Source organism: Paenibacillus lutimineralis, assembly GCF_003991425.1.
In the GTDB taxonomy this organism is placed as follows: Bacteria; Bacillota; Bacilli; order Paenibacillales; family Paenibacillaceae; genus Fontibacillus; species Fontibacillus lutimineralis.
The window spans coordinates 3,673,293-3,686,258 of record NZ_CP034346.1; the positions used below are offsets into that span (position 1 = coordinate 3,673,293).

Consider the following 12,966-nt stretch of genomic DNA (forward strand, 5'->3'; position numbering starts at 1 on the left):
GAAATGGAAAGGAAGAAATCATTATGAGTCTTACAGCAGATGGACCATCTGTCTCTACACAACAACCTCAAACTCGATCGCGCCGTCTGCAAGCGGTGTTGATTCTAGGCTGTTTATCAGCCTTCGGCCCATTTTCCTTAGATATGTATTTGCCAGCATTACCATCCCTGGCGAAAGATCTAAATACGACCGCTTCGATGGCACAGCTCAGCCTTACCTCTTGCCTGCTTGGTCTGGCGATTGGGCAGCTCATCGTTGGTCCATTGAGCGATATGCGCGGCAGAAGGATGCCGCTAATCATCTCGCTGACGATGTACGCAATCAGCTCTTTGCTATGCGTATTCGCTCCAACAGCAGGCTTGCTGAATGTACTTCGCTTCATTCAAGGTCTGTCTGGTTCAGCTGGCATCGTGCTATCCCGTGCCGTCGTGCGTGATATGTACTCCGGTACTGAACTGACCAAGTTCTTCTCGATGCTCATGCTAGTGAACGGGGCAGCTCCAATCCTGGCGCCGATCTTCGGCGGTCAGCTGTTGGCCTACGTCTCCTGGCGCGGCGTATTCGTCGTATTGTCCCTCATCGGCGTTGTTATGATGCTGTCGGTTCTACTTGGCCTGCCAGAAACACTGCCGAAGGAGAAACGTCAATCTGGCGGATTAGGGGTTACACTTCGCACCTTCCGCAAGCTGCTCGCGGATCGCTTATTTATCGGATATTGCTTGTCTCAAGGATTAATTACTGCTGCTATGTTCGCTTATATATCTGGCTCTTCTTTCGTTTTGCAAAATATTTACAGCGTATCAGAACAGACCTACAGTTTAATCTTTGCTATGAACGGAGCCGGCATCATTATCGCGAGCCAACTTACCGGACGCCTGGTGAATCGATTTAAAGAGACTAGACTGCTTCGCTTCGGGCTAGCCCTGGCTGCGATATCATCCGTTGCCCTGCTAATCGCAATTATTCTTCATGGAAACTTGCTTTCGATCCTGATTCCACTGTTCTTCGTCGTCTCCTGTGTCGGGATCGTCGGAACCGCCAGCTTCACCCTGGCAATGCAGGATCAAGGCGAATCAGCAGGCAGTGCATCCGCCTTGCTCGGTCTGCTACCTTATATTCTTGGTGCCGCTGTAGCACCGCTAGTCGGTCTTGGCGGAGACATGAACGCCCTGCCGATGGGGATCGTCATCGCCGTTGCGGATATCGGTGCTGTCATCTGTTATCTTCTCATCGTACAGAGAAAAAACTATAATCTGAAGTAACAAATAAATCAGTCAATGCTTATTATGAAAATGCTTGTAATGAGGAGGTTTCTGCCAAGATGGCTAAGCTGCTATACAGCGTCGGCGGCGTTCTCATCCTTGCCGGATTATTATCGGGTTTCCTCTATTACGGATGGGGAGAGCATGCCTGGGGCGCTGCATTTACTATCATCGGATCAGGATTTCTGTCTGGAATTATCTTTATAGCGCTGGGTGCGATCATCGAACGTCTCGATATGAACGCCTATTATTTAGAAGAGCTTCTGGACAGGACACCACCGCCGCCAGAGAGCAATAAGCCTCGCCCGGTTAAGCATTCATACCTTAAGGGCAATCATTCGAAAACCCCGCTTGAGGCTCTGAAGGGCTACAAAATGAACGCTAAAGACTAGATAGGTATCATACCATCTTATGACCTTGCTTCATGTACAGTAAAAGACAGCATCTCCCACAGACGATCCAGATCGATCTTCTGCATTGGAGATGCTGTCTTTTTTTATATTACTTCAATCCCTTAACCTCGAATCCGTAGATTCGTGCTGCTGTATCTCCACCCTGTGTCGGCTTCTCAACGATCAGCTTGGCATAGCGGGCCGAAGTCAGCGCAATCGCATGCTTGCTGACTCCTTTCGTATTGTCATTGACATCTACGGCATCCGTCCAGTTCTCCCCATCCAGGCTAAGCTGAATTTTGAAGACTCTCGTATTGAAGGCTGCTGGCTCGCCACCTGCTTCGGCATGCTTAATGACAAATTCGCTGACCTTATGCTCGCCGCCGAGATCAACGGTCAGCGTATGCGGCGCATCGCCAACTGCACACCATTTCGTACGGTCATCGCCATCCACGGCAAACTTTGGTGCTTCCTTCTCATTAACGAAGCTGGATGCAGTCGCCTTCTGGTTCAGGGCAAGATCTGCAACACCGCCAGCCGCTTCCTTCGTTACCGTAATCATCTGACGACTGACCACATCTTCGCCTTCACTATTCTTGGCTGTGAGCGTAACCTCATAGGTTCCTTCTTCTTTATAAGTAACTACCGGATTTTGCTCCGTACTGGTGGAAGGTTCTCCACCCGGGAAGCTCCAATTCCAGCTCTCCGTAACTTCAGATGATTTGTCCGTAAATTTCACGCTATCTCCAGGAGCGATTAGAGTCTGATCCGCTTCAAATGCGGCCACCGGTTTCGGATAGGCCGGCCACTCAAAAGCTGCTCCAGCTGGCTTGCCTGCTTCATAGTGACGATTCATCGGAACGACAACCAGTTTCGTCTCCGCTTCCTTCTCAAGCCGTCTCATTTCCGGTATATAGTATACCGTATTTCCAGTCAACCCCATCAGTTCATATTTGCCATCCGGCTTCACACGATAAACTTGGTAGTACAGCACATCCTCCTGGTTCTTAGGAGCACTCCATGACAATCTAGCGTCACCGTATATGCCATCGCGGAAGTCATTCTCCGTTACTTTGAGATCTGTAACCGCCTTTGGCGTCTTGGCCTTATCATTCACATTTGTTACAGCCAACTGGCCGATATTCGCTTGATAATCCTTAATCGCGTTATTGCTCTCAAATTCTAGTGATAAGCCAACGATCGTCCGTCCCTTATATTGATTCAGGCGCACCTGACCTTGCAGCCAGTCCTGACTGTCTCCAGCCTGCGTCCATTTCTTAGGTTCGAAGAAAGTATACTTATCCGGAGCATCTGAGAAAGCAACGCCGATCTTCACCTTGCCAGCCTCTGAATTCGATTGATAGATCACCGATAATTCTGTTGTTGCTTCAACTGGCATATTCGCCTTATACAGCTTCAGATGCGTCGGATTTGCAGGTGACAGATCACCTTCCAGCTTCAAAGAACTGCCTCCATTATAAGCTGTGCTGAAGTCAAAGCTCGGAGCGAGCGGAGTAGCGCCATCCTTCGTCTCGGCGATCCAGCGCCAAGTCGGTAGAATATCCTGTAGACTGCGGTTGCTCCAATCCTTCTCACGCATCACCTTGCCGTTAAGCGCATAGAAATGTCCGTTGCCGGTATTGAAATGAGTGATAAATTCTGTGCCATCAATGACACTCTTGTCGACAATATCATGCGCAATGCCTCTCCAGGAGTACGGATTGTCCGCCTCGGCTGATCCGGTATCTTGCGGATTTTTATTGTGGCCAACCCAGAAGATCTCTTCCTTCTCCATGTATTCCTCTTGCGTTTTCGAGCTGTTAAATGTCCAGTCCGGACGATAGATGCCAAGTGAGGTGGTGGCCTCTTTGCCATCCGGGAAGAGAATTGGCCAATTATACTCCCCATTGTATCCGTTCGCTTCCACATCGATGCCAGCGAACAGATCATACGGGCTGCGGCCGAGCTCTGCCGCTTTTTGAGGCGAATTCAGATAAGGTGTCACATAGTCGTACTTGCCGTTCACTTCGTCCTTGTACTGCCAGCGGAAATCCAGGAACATCTGGTCGGAGACACGAGTCTTGTCATCCTGGAAGAATATCTTGTTCTTATCGGTCAGAGCACCCTGCCATTTAATCTGCCCTTCGTCGATCATGGAATCATACCAGACGACCTCCATCTTAGGTCCCTTGATCTGCTGCATGTACTTAAGGAACTGCTGCATCTTCGCTGCATCTTCCTTGTTGGCTCCTTGAGTCTCTTGGTTAATAAACCAACCGTCAAAGCCATAATAGTTAGCTACTTCAATCAGCTTATCAGCTACCGGGAAGGTTCCATCCTGGCGCTGCTGTAGCATATCCTTCATCCAATCGATCTTCCCGCCATGTTCAGTCTGCGGCAGGAACACCGTACCGAGCACTGGTACACCATTCTTATGAGCGGCATCGATCACATCAGCACTCGGTGGCACGATTAGGCCTTCACCGGCTGATCCGCCCCACATGACTAGCTTATCGATATACTGCCAGAAGCTGAACGTGTATGAATGGAAGTTCTCCGAACCTTGAGATGGAGCACCACTTGTACTTGGATACATTGAGGAAAGCGCTATCACTTTGGGCTGAACTTTAGAGGTAGCATTGGTCTTCAAACCCTGGAAGCGTCCCTCCTTCAACTCCACTGTACCCCGATTAAATGGCGCATCTTTATCCTTCGCCGCGGACCATTCCAAGAGTGTATTCGGATACCAATAGGAGGAATGAGGCTGCGCAGCTTTGGCCTGGCCGCTGAAGCCGAACAAGGTCATGGCAAGCACTGCACTCCCTGCCATCATGGCAATCTGATGCTTCCTCTTCGATCTCATCAAGTAATTATCTTTGGCTCGTTTCATTAAATTGCCTCCTTTGTCTGATTAAAATCTATTGAAGTAGAACTATTTAGAAAGAGAGAAACGGTTAAACACTCAACCGTTTCTCTAATTACTACCTTATGAATCGATTATTTTTGCTCCGCTTTCCAAGCGTCGAATTGCTTTTGAGCTTCAGCAATTACTTTGTCAATCCCCGCATCTTTAAACTTCTGGATTGCCTTTGGCAAATATTCGTCTGGATCAACGGAACCCGTGTACAGCGAAGGAATGAATTCCTTAGCTACGTTCGTTACCGAAGCCACTTCTGTCTTAACAGGAGCCGTATCGAAGTTGAAGCCAAAGGTTGGTGCTACGATCGCCGAGGAGTTGAATTTCTCAAATGCATCCCATTTATCCTTCGGTTCACCATCATGCAGATAAGTCAGGAACATATTACCGAGCGCAAAGCCTGGCATAGCGTAGCTATCTTGCATGGCAGGAAGGTCTTCAATATACGGATCTTCCAATTTCTTATAGTGCACATCTTCAATACCGTATTGAATCAAATTACGCAGATAAGTGTCCGTGTTAAGAAGGTTCAGGAACATCATCGAACGCTCAGGATTTTTCGAGTAAGAGGAAATCGCGAGCATGGAACCAGCAGCAGAGCTAGTGTAGATTACTGGAGTATGCATTGGTCTGGAGATGATGTCATAACCAGCGCTTCTCGACCAGCCAAGTTCTGCGTATGGTTGGATAATCTCACGGTCTACCAGCCATTTGCCTGTCTTCATATTATCGATGCCGTCCAGAGTAGCTACATCTTCGCGTACATAGCCGGCTTTGTAGTAGTTGCGCATCGTATTCAAATTAGCTTTCAATTCAGGTGTTTCTAGCAGGTTTGTGAATTTGAAATCCTTCGAATCCAGATACATACCGATCGGAATTTCGTCGCCAAGTAGGAAATCTACCGGCAAGTATGGCTTAAAGCCCTTAGGTACTGCCAACGGAGTAATATCAGCAGGCTCGTTCTCTTTGATGGTCTTCAGCAATGGCTCAAGATCCTCAAGAGTCGTCACGTTGGAAATATCGAGATTGTACTTATCAACATATTTCTTGTTGAAGCGCCATACCCATTGTTGAGCCAATTCCTTGTTGGCAGGGATACCGTAGTTAACGCCATTTACTTTCGTACCTTCTAGGAAGCGAGGATCAAGTACTTCCTTGATTCCTTTGCCATATTGATCAAGAAGATCATTCAATGGCATGAATGCGCCTTTTGCCGCGTTTGGCAGGTAGTCGAATGCCCAGGAGCTTGTAAATGCGATATCGTAATCTTCACCGGAGCTGGTGATAACCTGCATGCGCTGGCTGTAGTCGCCCCAGTCAATCATCGTAATATCTACTTTAGCGTTGATCTTCTCAGTTACATATTTATTGATCTCTTCCTGTACCTTAGGCAGATCCTTCTGGTTAGGTCCGATCAAATACAGCTTCAAGGCTACTGGGTCCAGCTTGGAAGCATCTATCGTGCCGTCATTTTGTACGGCATTCTGCTCCTTGCCGGATGATGCGTTGTTCTCTTTCTTGTCTCCGCATCCGGCAAGCACTACGGACAGCAGCATAACCAGTGCTAGTGACAACAATGATAACTTCTTCTTGGTCATTTTCTTTCCCCCTGACTAAATTTTGTGTTGCATTTATTGAAACCGCTTAACAATTCGCCCGGATAACCGGCCGAACAAATGTCCGGCCAATTTCTGATTCTAAATAGTTAATGCGGTGACAACCATGGGTTAGGTGTTTATCCCTTAACGGAGCCCACCGTTAGGCCCTGTACAAAATAACGCTGGAAGAACGGATAAGCTAGCACGATCGGAGTGGTTGCGAGAACAACCATCGCCATCCTTACAGTCTCTTGTGGCATAGTCGCGGCAAAATCAACCGCAGAACCGATATTTTGTGCATTCTGAATCAAGAAGTCCATATTCTTCTCAATTTTCATCAACAAGAACTGCATCGGAGGTGTAACCTTCGGGCTATTGAAATACAAGAGCGCGTTGAACCAATCGTTCCAATAACCGAGCGAGCTGAACAACCCGATCGTTGCGATCCCTGGTAGCGATACCGGTAATACGATTCTGGCGAAGGTCAGAAACTCCCCTGCTCCATCGATTTTCGCAGATTCAATAATTTCCTCTGGAATCGTAGTCTGGAAGAACGTCCGCATGACGATGATGAAGAATGCGTTCATCGACAATGGGAAGATCAAGGCCCAGATCGTGTTCTGCAAGTGCAAGAACTGTGTCATCACGATGTAACCCGGAACCATACCGCCTGAGAATAACATCGTGAAAAACGCTAGAAAGCTGAAAAATCCACGGAATTCAAAGCTTCTTCTGGATAGCGCATAAGCGTAGGTCGTAACTAGCGTTAAGCTAAGCAAGGTACCCAACACCGTGACGAGTAGCGTTACCCCGAATGATCCAAGCAGCTCGCTGCCTGATTTGAAAATATATTCGTAAGCCTGTGTGCTTAATTTGCTTGGAAACAAGCTAAATCCATTAAGCGCCAGTGTCTGTTCGTCCGTAAACGATATGACAATGACATAGATGAACGGAAAGATGCAAGAGAATGTAAACAATCCGATGATGACATTAAATAATGCGTTCCAGAAAGGCGATATAGCGTTATAATCGCGCTTCTTCTTTCTTCTTCCCGCTTCTAACTGTCCGGCGGGCTGAGTCGTAGCTTGTGGCATAATAGCACCTCCGTTAAATTAGAAGATCGCATGATCTCTTTCGATTTTTCTGACGATGTAGTTAGCGAGCAAGATCAGCACCAAACCAACGAGTGATTGATACAGACCGGCTGCCGTACTCATCCCGATATCGCCCATATTGATCAAGCCGCGATATACGAAGGTATCGATAACGTTGGTCACTGGATACAGTGCGCCCGAATCCTTAGGCAATTGATAGAATAGACCAAAGTCTGAACGGAAAATTCCGCCGATTGCCAGAATCGTCAAAATAATCATTAATGGTTTAAGCAGAGGTATCGTTATGTAACGAATTTGCTTCCACTTCGTCGCCCCATCAATTACCGCTGCTTCATAGTAGGATTTATCAATCCCTGTAAGAGAAGCGAGATAGACAACGCTGTTATAGCCGACCCCTTTCCAGATCCCGACAAGTACAAGGATGAACGGCCAATACTTCGGTTCGGAATACCAGCTTATTTTGTCTCCACCGAAGAGTGTAATAATGTGGTTCAGCGTTCCCTTATCCATGCTCAGGAAGGTAAAGGCGAAATAACTGATAATAACCCAGGATAGAAAGTGCGGCAGGAACATCCCTGTCTGATACACCTTCGCCATCTTCTTGTTCACCAATTCATTCAGCATAATCGCAAAGGCCACTGCGATGATAAGCCCCAAGAATATGAAGAATAGATTATACAAGATCGTATTTCTGGTAATGATGTAAGCGTCATTTGTTGAAAATAAATACTCGAAATTTTTGAACCCAACCCACTCACTGTTAATCACGCTGGCAAAGAAGCCATCGCGGCTAATTCGGAAATCCTTAAATGCAAGAACCGTACCGAACATAGGCAAGTAAGCAAAAATTAAAAACCAAATTGTTCCCGGCAAAATCATGATCAGCAACGCCCTGTTTCTAATCACTTTCTTTAAAAATGCTGCCATGATTCTCTCCCCCCTTTACTGCTGTCATCCTCTGGTGCCTGAAAAGCCCTCTTGGATGGAATATGGAAACTAGCATCTTCTAACTGCTTCTATTTTCCCAAGAAAGCGCTACCCGCAACAAGTTGAAAAATGCTCGAATCATATGTACAAATTAAAGATATATGTACAAAATTAAAGAACCGCCCGCATATACGGACGATCCTCAGCGCATTGCAAAGATATTTACTTCGTGTACATATGCCTTAGTTCTGTCGGAGAAACACCCGCATATTTCTTGAATTGCCGATAGAAATAAGACGTATCGGTATAGCCCACACTGACTGCAATCTCCGCTGTCTTCTGATCCGTATGAATTAACAATTGCGTCGCTTTCTCAATCCGATATTGGTTCACATAATCGGAGAAGCTGAGGCCAACCTCCTGCTGGAACAACTGGCCTAAATAGTTTGGATGCATATCCAGCTTCTGACTCAACGTTTTGAGCGATAATTCCTCAGCATAGTGCTCCTTCACCTGCTCGAGCAGCATGGCCACATGTCCACTATACTCTTGCTGAACCGTATCTCTGTTGCCCAAGCTTCGCTGTACAACCGAAATGACATGCCGAATCAATCCCTGAATCGTGTTCATTCTGGCAAGTGCTGCGAATACCTCGCTATAATCGGGGCGATCCTCCATATCCTTTGCGCTCAGCATAAGCTGAATCGCCATATTCATACACTCGCTTCTTGGGATGATATCATTCTCGAACTGTCCGAGGAGCATCGACTCGATGAATTCGATAATGGGCTCTTGCTTCCCATCGATCAGTAGTCTTACATACTGTTCCTGATCCCATATTACTGAATGAGACTCTTCCACTTTGGTTAGCGGTCCATTCATATATACTGTTCTGTCCTGACACGAGATGAGACATTGCTGGAACACCTGCTTGGCCTGCTTGTAGCTATCTTGAACACCATAGAAATCGCTGCTGACAGCGCTACTTACCGCCCATACCGGCAGTCCGGTCATCTCAGAGATTCTCCTCGCCGTGGCTGGAGCGTTCTCCAATATGGACTGATGATGCTCGGGATCATCAGAGACATAGAGCATCACCAGGTCTTCGTCCGCATCCGGGAAGCAGATCACCTCATCCTCACTATCGATAGTTTCCCGCGCAATAACACCGCACTCCTCACTCAATCCGTGCAGCCGATACAACCGGGAGATGGGCTTCTCTTCCGAGATAACGCGGAACACCAAAGCCTGAACATATTTATAATTCAGCGGAATTCCTAGCAATTCAGCACGATGCTTGAACTCCTGACCTTCGATCTCGCCCAGAACCCAGCGCTGCAGAATATTGCTGCGCAGCACTCTCCAATCTTCCTCATAACGGAACAGATTAAGCTCTTCCCGCTCCCAATCTCCGCGAATATGTCTGATTGTTGATTCCAATTCATCAATGTTAATTGGCTTCAATATGTAATTCTCAATTCCGAGCGTAATTCCCACTTTTACGTACTCGAATTCCTCATAGCCACTCAAGACTATAAAGCGCGTGCGTGGATGAATCTGCTTCACCCTGCGGATCAATTCCAGTCCGTTCATACGGGGCATCATAATGTCCGTAATCAATAAATCGACCGGTTCTTCCTTAATTTGTTGCAAGGCGGTCTCTCCATCATTTGCAGATCCGGCTATTTCAATGCCGTACTGCAGCCAATCCGTAATCGAGCTCAGACCTTGAGCGATCAAGGGTTCATCATCTACAAAAAATACCTTTTTCATTAAAGTATCCCTTCTTTCAGCATAGGTATTTCCATCCGAACCTCCGTACCTTTTCCAGGCTCACTGGACACGCTCAGACCGTATTCCTCTCCATAGTTCATCCGGATTCTATCATGCACATTGATCAGTCCGATCGAAGGATTGCTCTTCTCCATGAGATTGGAGGACAGCTGATAAGATCCTGACAACATCTTGTCGATCTCCTGCATGCGCTCAGCCGGAATCCCGTTCCCGTTGTCCTGTACTGTAATGATGATCCGTTCCCCTTCCCGTAACGCGCTAATCCTCACCCGATTATCTTCATCTAGGGAGCGAAAGCCGTGCACCATATAGTTCTCAACAATCGGCTGCACAAGCAATTTAATGATACTACAACCATTTACAGCGGGTTCTACCTCGATAGCCACTTCTATCCGGCCCTCATAGCGAATTTGTAGCAGATCAAGATAGATTGAACACATCTCAATCTCTTCCTTGATTGTAATAACCGTGTCCTTCTTCACCATACCTTTGAACATGACGGAGAGACTGTACACCATCTTGCCGACATCGCGGGCTCCCTCTGAGTAGGCCTTCATTCGAATCGACTCAAGCGTATTGTAGAGAAAATGAGGGTTAATCTGAGATTGCAGAGCCACTAGCTCAGCATGCTTCTGTTTAATCTCGGAGGTGTACATTTTATCAATATATTGCTCCAACCTCTCACACATATCATTGAATCTTTGCGAAATTTGTTGCAGTTCATCTTCGCCCGGCATTTGGATTCGCGTTGATAAGTCCCCTTCACCGATGCGACTCATGGACACGATGATTCTGCGGATCTTCTTGGAATATTTCCTCATCACGGTAGAAGTCAGCACGAAGCTGGCAACAAAGAACAATAATGTAATGAGTATCAATGTATTGCGAAGGCTGCCGGTGCTAGCCTCAATCGTCGATTTGGACACGACACCTATGACGGTCAGCCCGGCATTCCCGGTATCAAGCACATTTATCTTGGAGGGTTCATCCAAGTCGATCCATTTACCTGCCGTGTTCAATTCATAGCGATAAGGATAGTCCTGCCCAACATATTCCCCCGTTGAATCGTATAGAACCTTGCCTTGTGAAGTCATGACTAGCATCTGTCCATGCGTAGCAGGTACCCGGCTGCTTAACCAACTCGCAAGCTGCTTGCTGTCAAAATCAACGACCAGCATGCCAATTCTGTCTAGCGTCCATGGATCTTGGAGCTCACGTCTATACGAGTACATCGGGATAGAAGACGATTTTTCCGTTGTATCGGCTTCCGGACTATTGCCCACCGTATCCCAAGTATAGGCTCGGCGCGTCATCAGCCAGTTGTTCCATGATCCATCGGAATCGCTTTCATATTGGAGCTGTTGTTTCTCTTTCTCTCTTTCGAAACTCATGCCGAATTTTCGCGGGTAGCTGTAAATGGACACCCTCTTTGCCCCAGGCTCCTGCTCCATATAATTTTTAACTAAGGTGCTGTAGGATCGCAGCCTTTGCTCATTCGTCTTCGTAAATTGATTCAGACGGTAACCCAGGTAGTTCTCATAGGGATTATTGAGGAAATAGACCAGATCATCGCTAAGTGTTGCATCCCCATATATCTGCTGAATCGTGTTCTGAATATTCTCATACTGCCTGTTAAGATAAATGCTGAGAACCTGTGCCGTCTTCATATTGGCATCCGTCTCCTCGCGGATAATCCGCTGCAGTTGATATTGATAGACTAGAACCGCCGCCGTTACGAACAGCACCATCATGACCGCCGAATACAACAGAATAATCTTGTTGAACATTTTCCGCTTCAGATGATTGAGATAAAATCTGCGAATCTTTGACACGAAGGAACACTCCTGTTCATTGATATACTGTCCGCGTTACAGTGTAACATTGGTTCTTCAAATCGGGCAAACTGATTTTCTGTGAAGGTTACTTCTGTAAGAAGTTATCCATTTAATAAAAAGAGACCGCAGACGTATTTACTTCATACGTTCGCAGTCTCTATTCCACCATGGGCTACTAATGATAAGTCTCAACCATCTGTACATATTGCCTGTGCAATACTTCAAATTGTTGTTCGGCTTGACGCTTTGATCTAGACAAGTGATCCATGAGTTCATCCACTTGGGATGCCTTGGTGATAACCTGATTCAATATCTCATTGATCCTTCCCTGAACAAACCAGTCCGTGATCAAATTGTCAAAGAAGTAGTCGGTGAAGGTGAGAAATCCGTCGATCTTCATATCTACAGATAAGGTATCGCCTACATCGCGCAATTCCTTACCAAATCGCTGCAAATTGTTCTCCGCCCTATACACATGCTCCATCGCCCCATCAATACGGCTGTGCTTGATATGAGTCGAGATCATACCCCCACCCAGCATATCATAAGTGCCCCAATTCCTGGCCGAATTCAGACTCTCTTCCGCCAGTCTTAAATCTTCCTGTACACTTATTCCCGCATCCAAAGCTTCTTGCAGCTCTTTATTCTGTACCATAAGTTCAGCGAGACGATCCGCAAGCTCCCTTAGCTCTTGGTTACTGTCAAGAATACGTCGTTCCTTCTCTTGAAATAAAAGCTCATAGTCCGCTTCCGAATTGCGAACCTCCCGAATCCGCTGCTGTACTTGATCAATCTGCTGCTGCACATCCTGAACCGCTCGTTCGGCATGCTCATACTTAATCTTTGCCTCCAGCGCTTCACGCTGCTCCTGGTCAAGCTTCTCTAGCTTCTTGCCGAGTATAAAGTAGATGAAGGCGGATAGCGACGCACCGCTTAAGCGTTCAACATCCTTCTCTTCAGCAGCCAGTCTTCTGCGTGATTGATTCCTTGTACGCTCCAGCTCGACAAGCTCTTCCTGCAACTGATGAAGTCTTGCCTCCCACTTCTCCATCCCGCGTGCCTTTTCCTTCACAGCAGCAAGCCGTTCGTTCAAATCCTCAAACATCCGCATCCCTGCTTTCAGAAT

9 protein-coding genes are annotated in these 12,966 nt (G+C 46.9%); 2 read left to right on the forward strand and 7 right to left on the reverse strand.

The window, feature by feature from the left end; all coding sequences use genetic code 11:
• Positions 1–23 precede the first annotated feature (23 nt).
• Both EI981_RS16200 and EI981_RS16205 read left to right on the forward strand, forming a co-directional pair.
• Positions 24–1,262 carry a multidrug effflux MFS transporter gene (locus tag EI981_RS16200; RefSeq protein WP_126999847.1) on the forward strand — a complete coding sequence of 413 codons (1,239 nt, stop codon included), beginning with the start codon at positions 24–26 and terminating at the stop codon, positions 1,260–1,262.
• 59 nt (positions 1,263–1,321) lie between these two features.
• The gene (locus EI981_RS16205; protein WP_126999849.1) at positions 1,322–1,654 is read left to right on the forward strand and encodes a hypothetical protein; all 333 of its coding nucleotides are present in this window, start codon (positions 1,322–1,324) and stop codon (positions 1,652–1,654) included.
• A gap of 109 nt (positions 1,655–1,763) precedes the next feature.
• Here EI981_RS16205 and EI981_RS16210 read toward each other — a convergent pair whose 3' ends face one another.
• The 7 genes from EI981_RS16210 to EI981_RS16240 all read right to left on the reverse strand — a co-directional run bounded on the left by EI981_RS16210 (position 1,764) and on the right by EI981_RS16240 (position 12,945).
• Positions 1,764–4,544: an endo-beta-N-acetylglucosaminidase gene (locus EI981_RS16210; RefSeq protein ID WP_126999851.1), complete on the reverse strand. Its 2,781-nt coding sequence runs from the start codon at positions 4,542–4,544 to the stop codon at positions 1,764–1,766.
• A gap of 107 nt (positions 4,545–4,651) precedes the next feature.
• Entirely contained in the window at positions 4,652–6,169 is a 1,518-nt protein-coding gene (locus EI981_RS16215) for an ABC transporter substrate-binding protein (RefSeq protein ID WP_126999853.1), read from the reverse strand.
• A gap of 137 nt (positions 6,170–6,306) precedes the next feature.
• Positions 6,307–7,263, reverse strand: a complete 957-nt coding sequence (locus tag EI981_RS16220; RefSeq protein ID WP_126999854.1) for a carbohydrate ABC transporter permease — start codon at positions 7,261–7,263, stop codon at positions 6,307–6,309.
• 18 nt (positions 7,264–7,281) lie between these two features.
• A complete protein-coding gene (locus tag EI981_RS16225) occupies positions 7,282–8,211 on the reverse strand; it encodes an ABC transporter permease (protein WP_126999856.1) in 930 nt (309 codons plus the stop codon).
• Positions 8,212–8,433: 222 nt separating this feature from the next.
• Complete coding sequence (locus tag EI981_RS16230; protein ID WP_126999858.1) at positions 8,434–9,984, reverse strand: response regulator transcription factor; 1,551 nt, start codon at positions 9,982–9,984, stop codon at positions 8,434–8,436.
• The gene (locus tag EI981_RS16235; RefSeq protein WP_227011462.1) at positions 9,984–11,837 is read right to left on the reverse strand and encodes a cache domain-containing sensor histidine kinase; all 1,854 of its coding nucleotides are present in this window, start codon (positions 11,835–11,837) and stop codon (positions 9,984–9,986) included. Before EI981_RS16235 ends, EI981_RS16230 begins: the two co-directional genes overlap by 1 nt.
• Before the next feature lie 178 nt (positions 11,838–12,015).
• On the reverse strand, positions 12,016–12,945 hold the full coding sequence (locus tag EI981_RS16240; RefSeq protein WP_126999860.1) for a hypothetical protein: 930 nt from the start codon (positions 12,943–12,945) through the stop codon (positions 12,016–12,018).
• Positions 12,946–12,966: the final 21 nt, after the last annotated feature.